Source organism: Desulfomicrobium escambiense DSM 10707 (assembly GCF_000428825.1).
GTDB lineage: Bacteria > Desulfobacterota > Desulfovibrionia > Desulfovibrionales > Desulfomicrobiaceae > Desulfomicrobium > Desulfomicrobium escambiense.
Genome location: NZ_AUAR01000027.1, coordinates 1 through 19346, shown reverse-complemented (window position 1 = coordinate 19346; position 19346 = coordinate 1). Strand labels below are relative to the sequence as shown.

24 protein-coding genes are annotated in these 19346 nt (G+C 63.3%); 19 read left to right on the top strand and 5 right to left on the bottom strand.

Annotation, left to right across the window (positions count from 1 at the left end; translation table 11 throughout):
- The first annotated feature begins 9 nt into the window (after positions 1–9).
- The 11 genes from G394_RS0115405 to G394_RS21290 all read left to right on the top strand — a co-directional run bounded on the left by G394_RS0115405 (position 10) and on the right by G394_RS21290 (position 7639).
- Positions 10–525: an LptA/OstA family protein gene (locus G394_RS0115405; RefSeq protein ID WP_043776203.1), complete on the top strand. Its 516-nt coding sequence runs from the start codon at positions 10–12 to the stop codon at positions 523–525.
- A complete protein-coding gene (gene lptB, locus G394_RS0115400; protein WP_028578431.1) occupies positions 522–1244 on the top strand; it encodes an LPS export ABC transporter ATP-binding protein in 723 nt (240 codons plus the stop codon). The genes G394_RS0115405 and lptB overlap by 4 nt, the downstream gene beginning before the upstream one ends.
- 112 nt (positions 1245–1356) lie before the next feature.
- Positions 1357–2787, top strand: coding sequence for an RNA polymerase factor sigma-54 (rpoN, locus tag G394_RS0115395; protein WP_028578430.1), 1431 nt, complete (start codon positions 1357–1359; stop codon positions 2785–2787).
- A gap of 66 nt (positions 2788–2853) precedes the next feature.
- Positions 2854–3396, top strand: a complete 543-nt coding sequence (hpf, locus tag G394_RS0115390) for a ribosome hibernation-promoting factor, HPF/YfiA family (RefSeq protein WP_028578429.1) — start codon at positions 2854–2856, stop codon at positions 3394–3396.
- 4 nt (positions 3397–3400) lie between these two features.
- Complete coding sequence (locus G394_RS0115385) at positions 3401–3850, top strand: PTS sugar transporter subunit IIA (RefSeq protein ID WP_028578428.1); 450 nt, start codon at positions 3401–3403, stop codon at positions 3848–3850.
- A 22-nt stretch (positions 3851–3872) separates the two neighbouring features.
- Positions 3873–4760 carry an RNase adapter RapZ gene (gene rapZ / locus G394_RS0115380; RefSeq protein ID WP_028578427.1) on the top strand — a complete coding sequence of 296 codons (888 nt, stop codon included), beginning with the start codon at positions 3873–3875 and terminating at the stop codon, positions 4758–4760.
- Between the two features lie 17 nt (positions 4761–4777).
- Entirely contained in the window at positions 4778–5188 is a 411-nt protein-coding gene (locus G394_RS0115375; protein WP_028578426.1) for a PTS sugar transporter subunit IIA, read from the top strand.
- A gap of 2 nt (positions 5189–5190) precedes the next feature.
- Complete coding sequence (locus G394_RS0115370) at positions 5191–5655, top strand: PTS sugar transporter subunit IIB (protein WP_028578425.1); 465 nt, start codon at positions 5191–5193, stop codon at positions 5653–5655.
- Between the two features lie 132 nt (positions 5656–5787).
- Positions 5788–6351, top strand: coding sequence for a hypothetical protein (locus G394_RS0115365; RefSeq protein ID WP_028578424.1), 564 nt, complete (start codon positions 5788–5790; stop codon positions 6349–6351).
- A gap of 104 nt (positions 6352–6455) precedes the next feature.
- The gene (locus tag G394_RS0115360; RefSeq protein ID WP_028578423.1) at positions 6456–7376 is read left to right on the top strand and encodes a manganese-dependent inorganic pyrophosphatase; all 921 of its coding nucleotides are present in this window, start codon (positions 6456–6458) and stop codon (positions 7374–7376) included.
- Positions 7377–7393: 17 nt separating this feature from the next.
- Positions 7394–7639, top strand: a complete 246-nt coding sequence (locus G394_RS21290; protein WP_156902637.1) for a hypothetical protein — start codon at positions 7394–7396, stop codon at positions 7637–7639.
- An 83-nt stretch (positions 7640–7722) separates the two neighbouring features.
- Here the strand turns inward: G394_RS21290 and G394_RS0115355 are convergent, their stop codons facing one another.
- The 5 genes from G394_RS0115355 to G394_RS0115335 all read right to left on the bottom strand — a co-directional run bounded on the left by G394_RS0115355 (position 7723) and on the right by G394_RS0115335 (position 11208).
- The gene (locus tag G394_RS0115355) at positions 7723–8190 is read right to left on the bottom strand and encodes a hypothetical protein (RefSeq protein ID WP_028578422.1); all 468 of its coding nucleotides are present in this window, start codon (positions 8188–8190) and stop codon (positions 7723–7725) included.
- An 8-nt stretch (positions 8191–8198) separates the two neighbouring features.
- Positions 8199–8726: a 3'-5' exonuclease gene (locus G394_RS0115350; RefSeq protein ID WP_043776202.1), complete on the bottom strand. Its 528-nt coding sequence runs from the start codon at positions 8724–8726 to the stop codon at positions 8199–8201.
- Position 8727: 1 nt separating this feature from the next.
- Positions 8728–9729, bottom strand: a complete 1002-nt coding sequence (gene hypE, locus G394_RS0115345) for a hydrogenase expression/formation protein HypE (RefSeq protein WP_028578420.1) — start codon at positions 9727–9729, stop codon at positions 8728–8730.
- Between the two features lie 182 nt (positions 9730–9911).
- The gene (hypD, locus tag G394_RS0115340; protein ID WP_028578419.1) at positions 9912–10994 is read right to left on the bottom strand and encodes a hydrogenase formation protein HypD; all 1083 of its coding nucleotides are present in this window, start codon (positions 10992–10994) and stop codon (positions 9912–9914) included.
- Positions 10981–11208, bottom strand: coding sequence for a HypC/HybG/HupF family hydrogenase formation chaperone (locus tag G394_RS0115335; protein ID WP_028578418.1), 228 nt, complete (start codon positions 11206–11208; stop codon positions 10981–10983). Before G394_RS0115335 ends, hypD begins: the two co-directional genes overlap by 14 nt.
- Positions 11209–11315: 107 nt before the next feature.
- On the opposite strand from G394_RS0115335, the gene G394_RS0115330 reads away from it, so the two are divergent.
- The 8 genes from G394_RS0115330 to G394_RS0115290 all read left to right on the top strand — a co-directional run bounded on the left by G394_RS0115330 (position 11316) and on the right by G394_RS0115290 (position 19285).
- A complete protein-coding gene (locus G394_RS0115330; RefSeq protein WP_051307245.1) occupies positions 11316–11939 on the top strand; it encodes an HD domain-containing protein in 624 nt (207 codons plus the stop codon).
- Positions 11902–12810, top strand: a complete 909-nt coding sequence (locus tag G394_RS0115325; RefSeq protein ID WP_028578416.1) for a D-alanine--D-alanine ligase family protein — start codon at positions 11902–11904, stop codon at positions 12808–12810. The genes G394_RS0115330 and G394_RS0115325 overlap by 38 nt, the downstream gene beginning before the upstream one ends.
- Positions 12810–14069: a 3-deoxy-D-manno-octulosonic acid transferase gene (locus G394_RS0115320; RefSeq protein ID WP_051307244.1), complete on the top strand. Its 1260-nt coding sequence runs from the start codon at positions 12810–12812 to the stop codon at positions 14067–14069. Before G394_RS0115325 ends, G394_RS0115320 begins: the two co-directional genes overlap by 1 nt.
- A complete protein-coding gene (kdsB, locus tag G394_RS0115315) occupies positions 14062–14799 on the top strand; it encodes a 3-deoxy-manno-octulosonate cytidylyltransferase (RefSeq protein ID WP_028578414.1) in 738 nt (245 codons plus the stop codon). Before G394_RS0115320 ends, kdsB begins: the two co-directional genes overlap by 8 nt.
- Positions 14796–15932, top strand: a complete 1137-nt coding sequence (gene carA, locus G394_RS0115310; RefSeq protein WP_028578413.1) for a glutamine-hydrolyzing carbamoyl-phosphate synthase small subunit — start codon at positions 14796–14798, stop codon at positions 15930–15932. Before kdsB ends, carA begins: the two co-directional genes overlap by 4 nt.
- 33 nt (positions 15933–15965) lie before the next feature.
- A complete protein-coding gene (locus G394_RS0115305; protein ID WP_028578412.1) occupies positions 15966–16769 on the top strand; it encodes a tetratricopeptide repeat protein in 804 nt (267 codons plus the stop codon).
- Positions 16770–16916: 147 nt separating this feature from the next.
- On the top strand, positions 16917–17882 hold the full coding sequence (locus G394_RS0115300; protein WP_028578411.1) for a UDP-glucuronic acid decarboxylase family protein: 966 nt from the start codon (positions 16917–16919) through the stop codon (positions 17880–17882).
- A 273-nt stretch (positions 17883–18155) separates the two neighbouring features.
- A protein-coding gene (locus G394_RS0115290; RefSeq protein WP_156902399.1) for an IS3 family transposase occupies positions 18156–19285 on the top strand; the annotation gives its coding sequence in 2 pieces (ribosomal slippage) (positions 18156–18402 and positions 18402–19285; 1131 coding nt in all).
- Positions 19286–19346: the final 61 nt, after the last annotated feature.

Here is a 19346-nt window from a genome sequence, read left to right as displayed (position 1 = left end):
GGAACATCTATGCGTTCACTCATTCTGATTCTCCTCCTGGCATGGGCCGCCCCCCTGTGGGCGGCGGAGCAGACCGTGCCGGTCAAGATCACGTCCGACACCATGACCTACACCCAGAAAGGCGATCAGGTGCTCTTTTCCGGGTCGGTGCACGTCATCCGCCAGGACGTCGAGATGTGGTCCGACACCCTGACCGTGTTCCTCGACAAAAAGCAAGGCGGAGGCAACTCCACCCAGACCGCCATGGACCAGCAAAGCTCCATCAAGAAAATCGTCTCCCAGGGCAATGTCCGCCTGAAGGCCGACAGGGGACGCTCCGGCACCTGCGCCAAGGCCACATACGAAACGGCCACGGAAATCCTGACCCTCGAAGGCGACCCCGTGCTCATGGAAGGTGCCAACAAAATCCAGGGCGAAGTCATCAAGCTCTACATGCGGGAGAACCGCAGCGAAGTCCTGGGCGGCAAGCAGCGGGTCGAGGCCATCTTCAACACCCCGGCCGACACCAAGGAGCTCAAGCCGTGACGACCCTGTCAGGCCGCCAGCTGGCCAAACGCTACGGGGTCCGGGACGTTGTCCGCGACATCGACCTCGACGTGCGCCAGGGCGAGGTCGTCGGCGTGCTGGGCCCCAACGGCGCCGGCAAGACCACGACCTTCTACATGCTTGCCGGCATCGTCACGCCCACCCGCGGCGAGGTCACCCTCGACGGCGTGGACATCACCCGCTGGCCCCTGCACAAGCGCGCCCGCCTGGGCATGAGCTACCTGCCCCAGGAAAGCTCCATCTTCCGCAAGCTGACCGTGCGCCAGAACCTGCAGCTCATCCTGGAATACTCCGGCCGCACGGCCGAGGAGCAGAAGCGCACGGCCGACAGGCTCCTAGATGAACTGGGCATCACCCGCCTGCAGGACCAGCAGGCGGCCTACCTGTCCGGCGGCGAGCGGCGCAGGCTCGAAATCGCCCGCGCCCTGATCCGCGACCCGAAGTTCATCCTGCTGGACGAACCCTTCGCCGGCATCGACCCCCTGGCCGTGGACGACATCCAGACCATCATCGAGGGCCTCAAGGCCAAGGGCATCGGCGTGCTCATCTCCGACCACAACGTGCGCGAGACCCTGCAGATCTGCGACCGCGCCTATCTGGTGTATGACGGCCGCATCATCCTGAGCGGCAGCCCCGACGAAATCGTCGCCGACCCCGGGGCGCGCAAGGTCTATCTCGGCGAGGGTTTCAGCCTTTAGCGGCGTGCCGATTTCCCAAGGATTGCCACGACCTGCCTTCTGTGGCAAAGTCTTTGCTGGATGAATCCGCCGACGACAACACTGCATCTTACGCGTAGACGACAGAGACACTATGGGCCTTGAACTTCGACAGAACCTCAAGCTGACGCAGCAGCTGGTCATGACTCCGCAGCTGCAGCAGGCCATCAAGCTGCTTCAGCTCTCCCGATTCGAGCTCCTCGAAGCCGTTCAGCAGGAACTGCTGGAAAATCCGATGCTTGAGGAAGCGCCGCGGGAACTCTCCGAGGAGGTCGAAGCCCAGGCCCCGCCCGCCGAGCAGCGGGCCGACGTGTCCTTCGACGACGCCGAGCTCATGCGCAACGCCGACTGGGAGAACTACCTCGGCGACTTTTCGAGTACGACCAAGCAGGTGCAGTTCAAGGAGACCGAGGCCCTCGAAGAGATGATGTCTTACGAGGCCAGGCTCTCGGGCAAGCCTTCCCTGGAAGGCCACCTTCTGTGGCAGCTCTGCCTCTCCAACATAACCGAAGAGGAGGAGGCCATCGGCGAGGCCATCATCGGCAACCTGGACTCCCTGGGCTACCTGACGACCAGCGCCGAGGAGATCGCCTCCGAGACCCTCTCGCCCCTGGCCCTGGTCCAGTCCGTCCTGTACCGACTGCAGCGCTTCGACCCGGTAGGCGTGGCCGCCCGTTCCCCCAAGGAGTGCCTGCTCATCCAGTTGGAGGTCTTGGGCCAGGACGACCCCATCCTCATCTCCCTGGTCGACGAGCACCTGGAAGACATCGAGAAGCGCCGCTACAAGCCGCTCCTGCGCAAGTTCAAGATCCAGATGGAGGACCTGAAGGCCTACCTGGACATCATCCAGACCCTGGACCCCATGCCCGGCGCGAGCTACGGCAGCGACAACACCGTTTTCGTCAGCCCCGACGTCTTCGTCTACGAGTACGAAGGCGATTTCGTCATCGTCATGAACGACGACGGCCTGCCCAAGCTGCAGCTGAGCCCCTACTACATGGAAGACACGAACTTGGCGGTGAAGGGCCCGGACCGGGAGTACCTGCACGACAAGATGCGTTCGGCCATGTGGCTCATGAAGAGCTTGCACCAAAGGCAGAGAACCCTGTATAAGGTGGTCGAGAGCATCGTGCGGTTTCAGCGGGCCTTCTTCGAGCACGGCGTGACCAAGCTAAAGCCCCTGATCCTCAAGGACGTGGCCGACGACATCGAGATGCACGAGTCCACGGTCAGCCGCATCACCACGAGCAAGTACGTGGCCACACCGCACGGCATCTTTGAGCTGAAATTTTTCTTCAATTCCGCGCTGGAGATGGACGACGGCACCCAGGTGGGCTCCGAATCCGTCAAGGCCATCATCAAGAAGATGGTCAGCGAGGAAGACCCTAAGCACCCCTACAGCGACGAGAAGATCGCAGCGGTGCTCAAGGAGAAGCTGGATGTGAACATCGCCCGCCGCACGGTGGCCAAATACCGCGCCGTTCTGGGCATCGAGTCCTCATCCAAGCGCAAGCAGGTGTTTTGATATCCCACCCTTCGCCGCCCTTCGGGGAAGACGCGGGGTTGACCCTCAACTGACGAGGAGGATTCCATGAGGATTGTCTTCAACTTCAAGAACTTCGACCCTTCCGACCACCTGCGCAAGTACGCCAAGGACCGTTTCGGCAAGCTCGGCAAATTCATGGCCGGCACCCCTGACGCCGAACTGCAGGTCAATCTCGAAGTCGAGAAATTCCGCCATATCGCCGACGTCGTCCTGACCGGCAAGAACGTGCACATCTCCGCCCGCGAGGACAGCGAGGACATGTACTCCACCGTGGACATGGTGTGGGACAAGCTCGAGGCCCAGATGCGCAAGATCCGCGACAAGGACAAGAGCAAGCGCAAGGCCGGTGGCGAGACCGTGCGCATGGACGTCATCAGCTTCGACGAGGACACCACGGGCAAGCGCAGACAGAGCATCCAGCAGACCGACCACTTCGAGCCCAAACCCATGGTCGTCGAAGAGGCCGCCATGCAGCTCGGCAAGACGGAGAACGACTTCCTCGTCTTCCTGAACGCCGAGAACGAACGCGTCAATGTCATCTACCGCCGCAAGACCGGCGACTTCGGCCTCATCGACCCTGGGGTATAAGGGCATGAAGCTTGCCGAATATCTGGACAAGGACCTGATCATTCCCGACCTTTCGGCCAGGACCAAGAAGGAGGTCCTGGCCGAACTCGTTTCGTCGCTTCCGGCCAAATTTCCCGGCGTGGACGCCAATCGCGTGGCCCAGGTGCTCATGGACCGAGAACTGCTCGGCACCACGGGCATCGGCGACGGCATCGCCATCCCCCACGGGAAGCTGGACAGCCTCGGCCAGGTCATGGTCATCGTGGGCCGCAGCCGCGAGGGCGTCGATTTCGCCAGCCTGGACCACAAGCCGGCCACCATCTTCTTCACGGTCCTGGCCCCCTCCAACGTGGTGGGCCTGCACCTGAAGATCCTGGCCACAATCTCGCGCCTGCTCAAGGACACCGGCTTCCGTCAGGCTTTTTCCGACGCCGCCGACGGCGAAAGCCTGTGGCGGCTGCTGCAGTCCGTCTGAAAACCGCGCAGGGCACGCCCACATGGAAAAACGCAGCGAACTCAAAAACGTCGTCATCGTCTCGGGCATGTCGGGCTCCGGCAAGAGCACGGCCCTGCGCGTCTTCGAGGACATGGGCTTCTTCTGCGTGGACGGTCTGCCTGCCCGCATGGCCCCGGCCCTGATCGAGCTGTTCTTCTCGTCCCCGTCCAAGGACTACCCGGGCCTGGCCATGGGCATGGACCTGCGCCAGCCCGACTTCGCCGGGCAGTGGCGTGAAGTGCTGCAGGACATGGAGAAGCTGTCGGTGCGCCCGACCATCCTCTTCACGGACTCCTCGGACCAGGTTCTGCTGCGCCGCTACGCCACCACGCGCCGGCCCCACCCCCTGGCCACGGGCAATCTGGGCCTGGAAGCCGCCCTGGACCGGGAACGGGAGATTCTGGAGCCCATCCGCAACCAAGCCGACCTGGTCGTCGACACGTCCCACTACTCGGTCCACGACCTGCGCCGCGTCATCCAGGACAAGTGGGCGAGCATCGCCAGCCAGAGCCAGGGCATGCGCGTGCACCTCATCTCCTTCGGCTTCAAGTACGGGGCCCCGGCCGAGGCCGACACGGTCATGGACCTGCGTTTCCTGCCAAACCCCTATTTCGTCGAGGACCTGCGCCCCCTGTCCGGACAGGATGAAGCCATCGCCCGCTACGTCCTGGACGGCGAACCCGGCCGGGAGTACCTGAAGAGGCTCCTGGAATTTCTCGACTTCACCGTGCCCCTCTACGCCAGGGAAGGGCGCTACCGCCTGACCATGGCCTTCGGCTGCACCGGCGGCAGGCACCGCTCCGTGGCCGTGACCGAAGCCGTGCTTGCCCACCTGAGGGCGTGCGGGTACACCGTCTCGGTGGAGCATCGACATTTCAGTCTCGGATAACGCTTTCTGGAGGAAGAATGGTTGGAGTGATTCTGGTGACCCATGGCCAGTTCGGCCAGCATCTGCTGGAGGCTGCCCAGACCATCCTGGGGCCGCAGGAACAATGCGCCCACCTGGCGGTGGAAGGCGCGGTGGACATGGCCACCCTGCTGACGGACCTGAAAAGCGCCGTCAAACGGATGGAGACGGGCGAAGGCGTGATCATCCTGACCGACATGTTCGGCGGCACGCCGTCCAACATCAGCCTGTCCCTGCTCCAGCCCGGCAAGGTCGACGTCCTGACCGGCGTCAACCTGCCCATGCTGCTGCGCATCCTCGGCATGCGCGACCAGGAGCTGACCCAGTTGGCCCAGAATGCCAAAAACGCAGGCATCCAGGGCATCGTGCTCGCGGGCGAGGTGCTGACCCGCAAGATCGGCGAGGCCTAGGCGTGCTCTGGTTCCGCATCGACAACCGACTGGTCCACGGTCAGGTCATCGAGGCCTGGCTGCCGCACATCCGGGCCAAGACCCTGGTGGTGGCCAACGACGACCTGGCCTCCGACGCACTCAGGCAGGAAATCATGAGCCTGGCCGTCCCGAGCGACGTGTCCTTCGTCTGCTGCACCGTGGCCGAAACGCCCGACGTGCTGCGACGCCTCTTCAAGGGGAACGCCTCACCGCACGTCATGGTGCTGTTTTCGACCTGCGCCGACGCAAGGTCCGCGCACATGGCAGGGCTGTCCTTCTCCCAGGTCAACATCGGCAATCTGCACTACGGGCCGGGCAAGGAGCAGGTCTGCGAGCATATCGCCCTAGGGCCCGACGACCGCAGCTGCCTCAAGTATTTCGCGGACCACGACGTGGAAATCGACTTTCGCTGCGTGCCCACGGCCACGCCAAAGGTCAACCTATGAACCACCCGGAACCGTCATGATCACCCTGCACGACTTCACCATTCTGGCCGGAGGCGGTTTTTTTTTGCCCTGCTCTGGCTGACCCGCTTTGCCCTTGACCTGGGCTTCGTCCACCGCCCCCTCTTCGGCGCCATGCTCTGGGCGCTCCTGACCTTCAGGCTGCAGCCGGCCCTGAGCGCCGGAATCTTCTTCGAACTCCTGTGGCTCGACCTCTTCCCGGCCGGCACCTTCATCCCGCCCCACGGACTGCTGGCCCTGACCGCCACCCTGGGCGCGCTGGCCTGCGTGCCCGAGGCGGACATGCGCCTCACGACCCTCATCCTGGTTCTCTCCCTCCCCCTGGCCTACCTGGGCGCCTGGGTGGAACAACGCTACCGCAAACGCCAGAACCTGAGCTACAACAGGCTCATCATCTGGAACAGGCGCGGCGTGAGCCACCCCTACACGCCGGACCGCCTTGTCTTCCAGGCCCTGGGCGAGATGTTCGTCCTGGGCTTCGCCCTTTATCTGACCTGCGCCGCAGCCTTGCTGGCAGTCGTCAGATTGGCGGCACCCTGGGTGGCCGGGGGGCCGCAGCCGTCCTGGCCGATGCTCTGGATCGGGGCCTGCGCCGGGGCCGTCCTAGCGCTGCGCCTGCCCCGGGCCTACGCCCTGGCCGGCTCGAGTCTCGTGCTCGGCGTTCTGCTCACGCTCTGACCCTTGACAATATCTTCACAATGTTCTCTCTTGGCAGCCGCGAATAATTGTGATATTTGGCACAAACTTATTGTTGGTCAATAAACCCTTGTAGGAGGAATACCATGTCCGTTTATGTTTTCGGTCACAAGAATCCTGATTCCGACACCATCTGCAGCGCTATCGCGCTGGCCGACCTGAAGAGCAAGCTGGGCGTGGCCTGCACCCCGGCCGCCCAGGGCGAGCTGCCCCCCGAGACCAAGTTCATCCTGGAAAAGTTCGGCGTTGCCGCTCCTGCCGTAAAGACCGCCTTCGCCGGCGAAAAGGTTTTCCTGGTCGACACCTCCGATCTGGCTCAGCTCCCCGACGACATCAAGCAGGCTGAAGTCCTGGGCATCGTCGACCACCACAAGCTGGGCGACCTGACCACCTCCAGCCCGCTCGAGTGCTGGATCTGGCCCGTGGGCTGCACCGCCACCGTCATCACCGCCATGTACAAGTACTTCGGCGTCGAGATCCCCAAGAACATCGCCGGCATCATGCTGTGCGCCATCCTGAGCGACACCGTCATCTTCAAGTCCCCGACCTGCACCCCGGCCGACAAGGAAGCCGCTGCCGAACTGGGCAAGATCGCCGGCATCGCCGACCTGGCCGCCCTGGGCATGGAAATGTTCAAGGTCAAATCCGCCGTTGAAGGCACCCCGGCCCGCGAGCTGGTCCTGCGCGACTACAAGGACTTCAACATGAACGGCACCAAGGTCGGCATCGGCCAGCTGGAAGTCGTCGACCTGTCCATCCTCGACGCCGTCAAGGGCGACCTGGCCGCCGACATCGCCAAACTGAAGGCCGAGAAGGGCAACCACTCCGTGTTCCTGCTGCTGACCGACATCATGAAGGAAGGCTCCGAGATCCTGATCGCCTCCGACGACGCCTCCGTGGTCGAGAAGGCCTTCGGCGCCAAGCCCGTGGACGGAAAGGCCTGGCTGCCCAAGGTCATGTCCCGCAAAAAGGACGTCGTGCCCAAGTTCGAGAAGGTCTTCGCCTAAGTCGCGACCGCTTCAAAATGAAGAAGCCCGTCCAGGTTCGCCTGGGCGGGCTTTTTTCGTTCGAGCGCACGTGCCTGCCGCAAGAAACCGCAGTAAGGCGCGGCCGCAGGGCATTCATGCGTGGTGACGCAGATGATGAAGAGAGAACCGCGTACCTATGCGTCATTCCCGCGAAGGCGGGAATCCATCTTGCTTCGGATGAAATCAAAGGCATGGATTCCCGCCTTCGCGGGAATGACATGCAGACAGGGCGTGAAGTTTGACATGACCCGAAAGCCCGAGCGGCAAATTAGGGAACGCCCATGTTTCGCCTTCACATCGGGATATCGACGATAACCGCCGTGGCCTACTGCACCTTCTCCCCTGTCACTTCCTCGCGCAGCGCGTCCACCTTGCCGTGCAGGTAGGCGGCCACCAGGTCGCCCATGTCGTCGCTGCCCGAGTGTTTGAGGGCGTAGGCGCGCAGGTCTTTTTCGGCCTGCTTTTCCATGCGTTCGGATTCCATGAACATGAGGAAGACCAGGCCCATGGCGGCGTTGTTTTCCGCTGTGCCGTCGCAGAGATGCTGGATCTGCTCGTCGGGAATGGTCTCGAAGAGGCGGTCGGCGAACTCGCCGATCCATTTGGAGTAGAGTTCCGGCATGAGGTCCGGGATGAGGCCGGCCAGGCGGTCGGCGGCCTCCTGGGAGACGTTGGGCATGGTCACCAGAAAATATTCCGCCAGGGCTTCGCGGCGGCGCTCCTCGGTGTTCGAAAACTTGTCGAGAATGACCAGAAAGATGTGGGCCCGCATCTGGGCCTGGGTCAGGGGCATGTGTCCTCCTACACGCCGAACGGGTCGAGACAGCGGGGGTTTTCGGCCACGGCGGCCATGACGATGCGGGCGCAGGCCTCGGCGTCGGAGCCGGCGTGGTGGTGGTTCAGGGTCAGGCCCAAATGGCGGCAGACGTCGGGCAGCTTGGTCGGCCGCAAGTTCCACTGGTTGCGGGCCAGGTTCACGGTGCAGACGAAGGGCAGACGCGGGGCGGGTAGGCCGGCCATGGTGCAGCAGGCCCCGAGCACGCCCTTGTCAAAGCTCGCGTTGTGGGCGGCCAGAAAGTCGGCGTCCTCCAGGAAGCCGGCGTTCTCGATCCAGAAGTCCCGGAAATTCGGGCTGTCCTTGACGTCGGACCAATGGATGCCGTGCACGCCTACGCAGAACGGCGAAAACCGCGAGCGCGGCGGCCGGATGAGGCCATAGAGGGAATCAACGACGGCGCCGCCGCGGACCTTGGTCAGGCCCACGGCGCAGGCGCTGTCGCGGCGCGAGTCCGCGGTCTCGAAGTCGATGGCGACGAAGGTGCGGATCATGTCAGCAGATGCGCGGCAACTGTTCGCCCTCGAGCATGTCCATGAGGCGCGTGCCGCCCAGCGGCGTCTCCAGCACGACCTTGCCGGGGTGTTCGGCGCGCACCGTGCCGATCTGCACCGCGTCGCGGCCCAGCGGGTCCTCGCGCATGACGGACAGGGCCGCCTCGGCGTGCTCCTGGGGCAGGATGCACAGGAACTTGCCCTCGTTGGCCAGATAGAGCGGGTCGAGGCCGAGGAAGGAACAACCGCCGCTGACCTCGGGCCGCACGGGGATGCTCGACTCCAGAATCCGGCACTCCACGCCCGACTGCCCGGCGATCTCGTTCAGGGTCGTGGCCACGCCACCGCGGGTGGGGTCGCGCAGGACATGCACCTCGGGGACGGTTTCCAGCAGGCGCACGATGAGATGATTGAGGGAGGCGCAGTCCGAGAGCACGGGCGCCTCGAAGGTCAGTCCTTCGCGCTTGGACAGGATGGCCAGGCCGTGATCGCCGACGAAGCCGCTGACGAGAATGGCGTCCCCGGGGCGGGCGCGATGGCCGCTCGGGGCCTCGGGCACGAAGACTTCGCCGATGCCGGTGGTGTTGATGAAGATCTTGTCCACGGCTCCTCTGGGCACGACCTTGGTGTCGCCGGTGACGACCAGCACCCCGGCTTCGCGGGCCGCCCGGCCCATGGACTCCACGATGCGCTCCAGGTCGGCCATGGGCAGCCCCTCCTCCAGGATGAACCCGCAGGTCAGGTAACGGGGCCGGGCGCCAAGCATGGCCACGTCGTTGACCGTGCCGTGCACGGCCAGGGAGCCGATGTCGCCGCCGGGAAAGAAGATGGGGTCGACAGTGAAGGTGTCGGTGCTCACGGACAAAGGCCCGCTCATCTCCAGGAACGCCGCGTCGTCCAGGCGGTCGAGGACCGCGTTGCCCAGATATTTCAGGAACAGCTCGCCGATGAGCCGATGCGAAGCCTTGCCGCCGCTGCCGTAATCCAGAAGAACCCTGTCCACTCGCTTCTCCCTTGTTGAGATGCCTATTCAAAATTCTGGCCGAAAGAAAAACCGTCGGCGACCGTCGAAAATTGATTCTGGCAAGGCGCGAGCCGGTTTTGGAAGGTGAAGTGTAGCCGACTACATGAACCTTTCAAAATCGGTGAGCAACGCAGTCCAGAATCAATTTTCGGCGGGCGCCCCTAAACTTTATACTTGTAATACGCTGCGCACGACCCTTCGGTCGAGACCATGCACGGCCCCACGGGTGCGGCCGGGGTGCAGGCCTTGCCGAAGAGCGGGCACCCGTCGGGCGAGAGCTTACCCTTGAGCACGTCGCCGCAACGGCAGCCCTTGATGGCCGGGACATCCTTGAGCTCCATGCCGAAGACACGCATGGCGTCGAAGGCCGCGTACTCCTCGCGCACGGTCAGGCCGCTGCCCGGGATGAGGCCGATGCCGCGCCACAGGGCGTCGGCCGGCTCGAAGACCTCGTGCATGACCGACACGGCCTTAGGGTTGCCGGCGTCGGACACGACGCGGGTGTAGGCGTTGACCACTTCGGCCCGCCCTTCATTGCGCATGGTCACGAAGAGGTGCAGGGCCTGCAGGATGTCCACGGGCTCGAAGCCGGCCACGACCGATGGCAGGCCGTGCTTCTCGGCCAGAAAGCGGTAGGGCTCCACGCCGATGATGGCCGAAACGTGGCCCGGCAGCAGAAAGGCCTGGACCTTGAGCTCCGGGTCGCCCACCAGGGCGTCCAGGGCCGGCGGCACCAGCTTGTGGAAGCAGAGCACGGAAAAATTGGTGATGCCCTGCTCGCGCGCCACCTTGACCGTGGCCGCAATGGCCGGGGCCGTGGTCTCGAAGCCCACGCCCAGGAACACGACCTTGTCGCCGGGGTTGTCCTGGGCCAGCTTCAGGGCGTCGAAGGGCGAATAGACGACCTTGACCCGGGCGCCTTCGGCCTGGGCGCTCTTGAGGCTCTTCTTGTCCGGGCCGGGCACGCGCATGAGGTCGCCAAAGGTGGCGATGATGGCGTTCCTGCCGGCCAGTTCCAGAAACGCGGCCACCTCGCTGTCGTGGGTCACGCAGACCGGGCAGCCGGGGCCCGAGAGGTGCACGACCTTGTCCGAAAGCAGGGAGCGCACGCCGCTGCGGAAGATGGAGACCGTATGGGTCCCGCAGACCTCCATGAAGCGCAGTTCGCCGTCCAGTTCCTTGTGGATGCGGTCAAGCAGGGCCTTGCACAGTTCCGGGTCCTTGAAGTTGTCAAATAAGCTCAACGTTCAGCCCTTCCTCGAAAAGTTTCAGGGTGGCGACGGCTTCCTCCCGGTCCAGCCGGGTCAAGGCGAAGCCGGCGTGGACGATGACGAAATCGCCCACTTCCGGAGATTCGGAAATCAGATCCAGCCGGACCGTCTGGCGCGTCCCGCCGACCTGCACCTCGGCGCTTCGGCCGTCGATCGTCAATACTTCCATTGGAATAGCCAGGCACATGGGGCACATCTCCCGCTTTGCTTTTTGTCACCGCTGTTGCTAAATCCCTGCCTGTTCCGTGTCAATGAACACTTCCCGCGCCCGCTCCAAACCCCAAGGCCCGCAGCATGAACGATCTCCCACCTACCCCCATCTCCGACCACGCCGGAGGGCATATTCCCTCGGATGCGGAGTGCCGCGCATGGTGGGACGAGTACGGCATGTACGACCACATCAAGATGCACAGCGAACTGGTCGCCGCAGTGGCCACGGCCTTGGCGGAAATGGCCGCCGACAAGGGACTGGGCAACCCCGACGGGCTCTCCCGGGACGACTTCGTGCAGTCCGTGCGCGCCGCTGGCCTCCTGCACGACCTGGGCAAGACGTGGTCCATCGTCCACGGCGGCAACCACAGCCAGCTCGGCGCAGCCTGGACCATGGAACTGACGCGCAACCCGCGCATCGCCCAGGGAGTCGTCCACCACGTGCACTGGCCGGGGGAACTCGACGCGGAGAATTTTTTCCTGCCTCTGGCCGTCATCTACGCCGACAAACGGGTCAAGCACGACAAGATCGTCAACCTGCACGAACGCTTCGAGGACCTCTTCGCCCGCTACGGACATACGGAGCGCAGCCGCGCCCTGGTCCGGCGCGCCCACGACCAGGGCAAGGCCATCGAACACCTCTTCAGCACCATTCTCGGAGAAGAAATCCATGAATATCCTTTTGATCGCCGGCGGCTGGTCCGGTGAGCGCGAGGTGGCCTTAAGCGGCGCCCGCCAGATCGAAAAGGGCCTGACCGCCCTGGGCCACACCGTCACCCTCTTCGACCCGGCCCGAGACCTGCGCGGCCTCTACGCCGCAACCCAAGGGCACGACTTCGCCTTCATCAACCTGCACGGCTCGCCCGGCGAGGACGGACTCATCCAGTGCCTGCTGGAGCGCATCGGCATGCCCTTCCAGGGCTCGGACGCCCGTTCGTCGCTCCTGGCCCTGAACAAGGCCGTGGCCAAGCAGATCTTCGAGGCCGCCGGGCTGGACACCCCGCAGTGGGAGTTCGTCCCGGCCTGCCACGTCAACGAGTGGCGCCCCCTGCTGCCCTTCCCCATCGTGGTCAAGCCCAACACCGGCGGCTCCAGCCTGGGCGTGGGCATCATCGGCGACGAAGAGGAGCTCGACGCCTACCTCGCCACGCCTGAGATCGCAGGCCAGGATCTGCTGGCCGAGGTGCTGATCCGCGGCCAGGAATTGACCTGCGGCGTGCTCGACGGCGAGACGCTGCCGCCCATCCTCATCCGCCCCAAACGCGGGGAGTTCTTCGACTACGACAGCAAGTACCAGCCCGGCGCCACCGAGGAGATCTGCCCGGCGCCCGTGTCGGACGAACTGACGGCGCGCCTGCAGTCCATGGCCCGCGCCGCCCACGACGCCCTGGGGCTGTCCGACTACAGCCGGACGGACTTCATGCTTGCGGCCGACGGCACGCCGTACCTGCTGGAGGTCAATACCCTGCCCGGCATGACGGCCACGAGCCTCCTGCCCCAGGAAGCCCAGGCCGTGGGCCTGTCCTTCGAACAACTCCTGGCGCGGCTCATCGAGCTGGGCCTGCGCAAGAAACGCTGATGCCCCTGGCCCGGAACCTGATGCCCGCCGCCGTTCGCCGTGCATTGAACGCCCTGTATACCCTGCTGTGGTGCGCGGCCGGGCCCCTTCTTTTCTTTTCACCCAGGATGCGCCAAGGCTGGCGACAGCGCCTCGGCTTCGGCCGCCCCGCGCCCTGCGACGTCTGGGTCCAGGGCGCCTCGGCCGGGGAATGCGCCCTGGTGGCGAGCCTGCTGGAACACCTGCCCGGCGTCAGGATCCTGGCCACGTCCTGCACCAGCCAGGGCCTCGACGTGCTGCGCAAGGCGAATGCGCAAGACCTGCAGGCCCGCATGTTCCCCCTGGACCTGCCGTGGCTCATGGGGCGCCTGCTGGACCGGGCCCGGCCCAGGGCCGTGGTGCTGCTGGAAACGGAGATCTGGCCCGGCCTGCTCATGGCCTGCGCGGCCCGCAAGGTGCCCGTGATCGTCGTCAACGCGCGCATGACGCCCAAGTCCCTGGCTGGGTATCTTTTCCTTCGGCCGTGGCTGCGTGCTTTCGCCCCTGCGGCCGTGGGGGCCATCGCCCCGGCCGACGCACGGCGCTTCGGGCTGGTCTTCGGCTCCGAGCGGACGAGCGTGACCGGCAACATCAAGTTCGATCGGGCCATGAACGCGCCGTTCCTCTCGCGTCTCGACAACCCTCTTGCGGCCTTCGTGCCCGAGGGGCGACCATTTCTCGTTCTCGGGTCCGTGCGCGAACAGGAGGAGGCGACTGTCATCGACCTCATGGAGCGCCTGCACGCCGCAGACCCGCAGTGCGTCATCGGCCTGTTCCCGCGCCACATGCACCGCATCTCCGCCTGGGAAGCGCTGCTGGCGAAGGCCCGCGTCCCCTGGACCCGCCGCAGCGCCCTGACTGGCCCGGCCGCGCCGGGCGTCATCCTCTGGGACGCCTTCGGGGAGCTCGGGCAGGCCTACGCCCTGGCCCGGCGCGCTTTCGTGGGCGGCAGCCTGGCCCGGCTCGGCGGCCAGAATTTCCTGGAGCCCCTGGCCCAGGGCGTGCTGCCCTGCGTCGGCCCCCACACCCGAAATTTCGACTGGGTGGGCGGGGAAATCTTTGACGACCTGGTTTTCCGCAGCCCGGACGTGGCCGAACTGACCCGCTTTCTGCTCGAACCAGCGTCCCCCAGGGACACGGTCCGGGCCAAGGCCCTGGACTACGTGCGCACGCGCCAGGGCGCCTCGGCCGCGTCTGCCGCCCTCGTCACGCCATTTCTTTCACGGAGGGACCATGACTGACGTCTACGCCATCATCCCGGCCAGGTACGAAAGCTCGCGCTTTCCGGGCAAGCCCCTGGCCCTCATCCACGGCAAGCCCATGTTCTGGCATGTCATGCACCGCGCGTCCCTCTGCCCGCTGGTCGGGACCGCTGCCCTGGCCACGGACGACGAACGCATCCTGAGGGCCGCCCATGAGTTCGGCATGAAGGCCATCATGACCAGCCGCGACCACGCCAGCGGCACGGACCGCGTGCTGGAGGCGGCCAGGATGCTCGGCGCGTCGCCGGACAGCGTCGTCGTCAACGTCCAGGGCGACGAACCGGCCCTGAACCCCGAGATGCTGACCGAGCTGATCCGGCCCTTCGAGGACCCGGCCGTGCAGGTCACCACCCTCGGGCACGTCATCGACGCCGAGGCGGCCCAGTCTCCGGACCGGGTCAAGATCGTGCGCGCGGCCGACGGCCGGGCCCTCTACTTTTCGCGCGCGCCCGTGCCCTTCGGCCGCGACAACCCGCCGGAATATCTGGGGCACATCGGGCTGTACGGACTGCGCATGCGCATCCTTGAAAAATTCAGCGCTTTGGGCGAAAGTCCGCTGGAGCGGTTGGAAAAGCTGGAACAGCTCCGCCTGCTCGAAGCCGGCATCCCCATCCATGTGGCCCTCACGCGGCACGCAAGCCACGGCGTGGACCGCCCCGAAGATCTGCAAACAGTCAGCGCACTCATGCGAGGAGAAGAGTATATATGAAAGCGATTCTGGCCCTTGAGGACGGCACCTGGTTCGCCGGGCAGTCCTTCACCGGCCCCGGCGAGGCCGGCGGCGAAGTCATCTTCAACACCGGCATGTCCGGCTACCAGGAAATCCTGACGGATCCTTCCTACTACGGGCAGATGGTCTGCATGACCTACCCGCTCATCGGCAACTACGGCGTGAACCTGGATGACGTGGAGTCCTCGCGTGTCCACTGCCCGGCCTTCATCGTCAAGGAGTGCTGCAAGAAGCCGTCGAACTGGCGCGCCACCGAGAGCCTGCCCGACTACCTCGTGCGCCACGGCGTCATGGGCCTGGAAGGCATCGATACCCGCGCCCTGACCCGGCACCTGCGCATCAACGGCGCCATGCGCGGCATCATCTCGACCGAGGACCTGACGCCCGAGGAGCTTGTCGCCAAGGCCAAGGCCCTGCCCTCCATGGAAGGCGCCAACCTGGTCGACTTCGTGGCCCCCAAGGAACCTTACTACTGGACCGGTACCGAACCGGCCCCGGCGAAGATGGACGGCGACCTGCCCCTGTGGCCCGAAGGGTCCGAAGGCACCGTGCGCGTGGTCGTCTACGACTACGGCATCAAGTGGAACATCCTGCGCCTGCTGGCCGCCGAGGGTCTGACCATCCTGGCCGTGCCCCCGAAATTCCCCGCGGCCCTCGTCAAAAAATTGTCCCCGAGCGGCGTCTTCCTGTCCAACGGCCCCGGCGACCCGGCGACCCTCAAGGACGAAATCGCCATCATCAAGGAGCTGTGCGAGCACTTCCCAGTGGGCGGCATCTGCCTCGGCCACCAGCTTCTGGGCATCGCCCTGGGCGGCACGAGCTTCAAGCTGAAGTTCGGCCACCACGGCATCAACCATCCGGTACAGGACGACATAACCCGAAAGATCGAAATTTCTTCACAAAACCACGGTTTTTGCGTAGACATATCGAGTCTCGATTTTCTGGAGCAGACGCATCTCAACCTGAACGACAAAACACTGGAAGGCTTCCGGCACCGGACCAAGCCCATTTTCAGCGTGCAGCACCACCCCGAGGCGGGCCCCGGCCCCCACGACAGCCAGTACTTCTTCGCACGCTTCCGGCGCATGCTGGAAACCGGCAAAGTTCAGTAACCCCAGACCGCGCACCACGCGCAAGGAGCGCCCATGTCGGCAGAGATTCTCAAGGCGAAGAAACAGCTTGGAGAAACCAGCATGCTGCTGAAACAGGGAAAGCTCCTTGCGGCCGTGGCCAACCTGCACGATGCCGTCGGCTTCATCCTCAAGGCCCAACTCCTCAAGCACGAACTGCAGGCCTTCACCGAGGCCCTGGACAAGGCGGCCTACGCCCTGGCCAACGACCGCGAACTCAAGAAAATCTACCCGCTGCAAATCAGCTACAAGCCCGGCGAGGAAAAGGAACTTCTTGCCAGCCTCTACGCCCTGCTGGCCTTCCTGCAGGAAAATCTTGCCGAAGAGGCCAACACCCATCTGGCCGCCCTGGCCGAGTACCGCCGCAAGCAGCTCGAACTGGCCAGAAAGCACCTCCAGGAAGACGACCCCGCCAAGGCGAAGCAGGTCTGCGACCGCCTCATCGACGCGGCCCGCACGGACACGGAACTCAAGGTCACCGTGGCCGACATGTTCCTGGAATTCGGCAGATACGACGAGGCCCTCGAATACCTCAAATCCGCCTACGCCGACAATCCGGACTCCGCCCACATCTTCAACAAGCTCGGCATGGTCCTGCGCAAATCCGGCCGTCTCGAAGAGGCCGAGAAATTCTACATCCAGGCCCTGGAACGCCAGACCAAAGACGAGGCCATCTACTTCAACCTCGGCCGCGTCTACCTCGACCAGAAGCGCTGGAAAAACGCCATCGCCGCCGCCGACCGCGCCCTGGCAATCAACGCGGAGTTCGCCGAGGCGCGGAAGATGAAGTTGTACGCGACGAAGCAGATGGGGGGATAACCCCACCACTCCCGCCAGCACCTAACCGCCCCGAGAAAAGACCTTTTTCCGAGTCCCGCGACCATTGGCACGCCTGGTGCTTAATATTTTCAGACAGCCTCAGGCTGCGGAAATTTTGACACCTCTTGCCAGGATGGCGGGAAAATCATGCACTTGCGAAAACGCGTCCTCGTCACGGGCGGATCCGGTTTTTTGGGATCCCACCTCTGCGAACGTCTGCTCCAGGAAGGCTGCGAAGTCATCTGCGTGGACAACTTCTTCACCAGTTCCAAGCAGAACATCGAGCACCTCCTCCCCAACCCCCGCTTCGAAGTTATCCGCCACGACATCACCTTCCCGCTGTTCGTCGAAGTGGACGAAATCTACAACCTGGCCTGCCCCGCCTCGCCCATCCACTACCAGTTCGACCCGGTGCAGACCATCAAGACATGCGTACACGGGGCCATCAACATGCTGGGGTTGGCCAAGCGGTTGCGGATCCCGATCTTTCAGGCGTCCACGTCGGAGGTGTACGGGGACCCGAAAGTTCACCCGCAGCCGGAGTCGTATTGGGGGAATGTGAATCCGATCGGGCACCGTTCGTGCTATGATGAAGGGAAACGGTGCGCAGAGTCGCTTTTCTTCGCCTACCACAGGCAGCACGATCTGCCAGTGAAGGTCGGCCGTCTGTTCAATACGTATGGGCCCCGAATGCACCCGAATGATGGTCGAGTTGTCTCGAACTTCATCATGCAGGCGCTGCAGGGCAAGCCCATTACTATTTACGGGGATGGGTCGCAGACGCGGTCGTTTTGCTATGTGGACGATCTGGTGGAACTGATGATCCGGTTCATGCGGAATGATCGCGAGTTCTGTGGGCCGTTGAACATGGGCAATCCGGGGGAGTTCACGATCCTGGAACTGGCCCAGCATGTGATAGAATTGACAGGCAGTTCATCGGAGATCTCTTTTGAAACCCTGCCCAACGACGATCCTCGCCAGCGCAAGCCAGACATTGCCGTCGCCCAGACGCGGTATGGATGGGAACCGAAGGTCCGCCTGCTCGAGGGATTGGTACAGACAATAGCCTATTTTGAAAATCTAGTAGCGAGCGGCGAAATACTAGAGGGATAGAACAGCCCGTACGAAGCTAGAGACCATTTGTGCTTAGTCCTCGATTAGAATTTGATTTCTTTAACCTGCAAAAAACAAATGCTGGATAAGCAATGTCCCGAAATCAAATTACCAATTTATCACAAAGTGACCTGCCAAGAAACGCCCTTAATATGACAACGCTCGCTCTTGAAACAAGCCATCAAGAAGTGGCCCCGGAAATTTGCACAAGCCTTTAGGTGGAAACTTTGCTAGCCCGGACACCTTCAAACGGAATTGATCAGGGAGCAGAGAATGACCAAGCGAACGAGACGGAAGCACTCAGCAGAATTCAAGGCCAAGGTAGCGTTAGCGGCGATGGCCGGGGACAAGACACTTGCCGAGTTGGCGCAACGTTTTGAGGTGCATCCGAATCAGATTACCGAATGGAAGCGGCAACTCAGCGAGCGGGCCGCCGCCGTCTTCGGCAAATCGGCTGAGAGTGAACCGGCGGTAGACTTGAAGATCCTGCATGCCAAGATCGGTCAACTGACACTGGAGAACGATTTTTTAGAAAGCGCACTCAGCAAGGTGGGATTGCTGAGCGCAAAGCGATGATCGACCGCGAGCACGAGGTTTCAATCAAGCGGCAGGCCGAACTGGTCGGGATAAGTCGCGGTACCGTGTATTATCAGCCTCGGCCGGTGAGCGCCGCCGACTTGGCGCTTATGCGCCGCATTGACGAGCTGCATCTTGAGCATCCGTTTATGGGTGCCCGGATGCTTCGGGATCAACTTAATCGCTCAGGCGCCGCTGTTGGGCGTAAGCATGTCGGCTCGTTGATGGCACGCATGGGGATTGCTGCGCTGTACCGGAAGCCCGGCACCAGCAAGAAGCATCCTGGGCACAAGATATATCCCTATTTGCTACGAGGGTTGCTCATTGAAAGAAGCAATCAGGTGTGGGCTCTGGATACGACCTACATCCCGATGGCCAAGGGTTTCGTGTATCTGACCTCGGTCGTGGATTGGGTCAGCCGAAAGGTCTTGGCGTCAAAGATAGCGATCACCCTGGAGGCTTGCCATGCGGTCGATGTGCTTCAGGAAGCCTTTCGCCGCTATGGCGCTCCGGAAATCGTGAACACGGATCAAGGCAGTCAGTTTACGGCGATCGAGTTTGTAACGGCTGTCAAGGACATGGGCTGCAAGCTGAGTATGGATGGCCGAGGAGCCTGGCGTGACAACGTTTTCGTTGAGCGCCTTTGGAAGTCGGTGAAGTACGAACGGGCATATCTGCACGCCTACGACACGGTGAGCGATGCCCGGAAGTCGATCATGGAATACATGGATTGGTACAATCAAAAGCGGCCGCATTCACGGTTGGGCAAGAAAACGCCTGACGAGACTTACGCCGAACGAATGTCGCCAGTGAGAATGGCAGTGTAAGAAGAGCGGAGATTCCACTTAAGAAACGGGCAAACGTGTTCAAACGAACTGAGCCACTTCT

What these genes read in the sequence shown, in the direction of transcription:
- G394_RS0115405 (WP_043776203.1), top strand. Translation starts at nt 10, where the DNA reads ATGCGTTCACTCATTCTGATTCTCCTCCTGGCATGGGCCGCCCCCCTG.
- rpoN (WP_028578430.1), top strand. Translation starts at nt 1,357, where the DNA reads ATGGGCCTTGAACTTCGACAGAACCTCAAGCTGACGCAGCAGCTGGTC.
- hpf (WP_028578429.1), top strand. Translation starts at nt 2,854, where the DNA reads ATGAGGATTGTCTTCAACTTCAAGAACTTCGACCCTTCCGACCACCTG.
- G394_RS0115385 (WP_028578428.1), top strand. Translation starts at nt 3,401, where the DNA reads ATGAAGCTTGCCGAATATCTGGACAAGGACCTGATCATTCCCGACCTT.
- rapZ (WP_028578427.1), top strand. Translation starts at nt 3,873, where the DNA reads ATGGAAAAACGCAGCGAACTCAAAAACGTCGTCATCGTCTCGGGCATG.
- G394_RS0115375 (WP_028578426.1), top strand. Translation starts at nt 4,778, where the DNA reads ATGGTTGGAGTGATTCTGGTGACCCATGGCCAGTTCGGCCAGCATCTG.
- G394_RS0115365 (WP_028578424.1), top strand. Translation starts at nt 5,788, where the DNA reads ATGCTCTGGGCGCTCCTGACCTTCAGGCTGCAGCCGGCCCTGAGCGCC.
- G394_RS0115360 (WP_028578423.1), top strand. Translation starts at nt 6,456, where the DNA reads ATGTCCGTTTATGTTTTCGGTCACAAGAATCCTGATTCCGACACCATC.
- G394_RS21290 (WP_156902637.1), top strand. Translation starts at nt 7,394, where the DNA reads ATGAAGAAGCCCGTCCAGGTTCGCCTGGGCGGGCTTTTTTCGTTCGAG.
- G394_RS0115355 (WP_028578422.1), bottom strand. Translation starts at nt 8,190, where the DNA reads ATGCCCCTGACCCAGGCCCAGATGCGGGCCCACATCTTTCTGGTCATT.
- G394_RS0115350 (WP_043776202.1), bottom strand. Translation starts at nt 8,726, where the DNA reads ATGATCCGCACCTTCGTCGCCATCGACTTCGAGACCGCGGACTCGCGC.
- G394_RS0115335 (WP_028578418.1), bottom strand. Translation starts at nt 11,208, where the DNA reads ATGTGCCTGGCTATTCCAATGGAAGTATTGACGATCGACGGCCGAAGC.
- G394_RS0115330 (WP_051307245.1), top strand. Translation starts at nt 11,316, where the DNA reads ATGAACGATCTCCCACCTACCCCCATCTCCGACCACGCCGGAGGGCAT.
- G394_RS0115325 (WP_028578416.1), top strand. Translation starts at nt 11,902, where the DNA reads ATGAATATCCTTTTGATCGCCGGCGGCTGGTCCGGTGAGCGCGAGGTG.
- G394_RS0115320 (WP_051307244.1), top strand. Translation starts at nt 12,810, where the DNA reads ATGCCCCTGGCCCGGAACCTGATGCCCGCCGCCGTTCGCCGTGCATTG.
- kdsB (WP_028578414.1), top strand. Translation starts at nt 14,062, where the DNA reads ATGACTGACGTCTACGCCATCATCCCGGCCAGGTACGAAAGCTCGCGC.
- carA (WP_028578413.1), top strand. Translation starts at nt 14,796, where the DNA reads ATGAAAGCGATTCTGGCCCTTGAGGACGGCACCTGGTTCGCCGGGCAG.
- G394_RS0115305 (WP_028578412.1), top strand. Translation starts at nt 15,966, where the DNA reads ATGTCGGCAGAGATTCTCAAGGCGAAGAAACAGCTTGGAGAAACCAGC.
- G394_RS0115300 (WP_028578411.1), top strand. Translation starts at nt 16,917, where the DNA reads ATGCACTTGCGAAAACGCGTCCTCGTCACGGGCGGATCCGGTTTTTTG.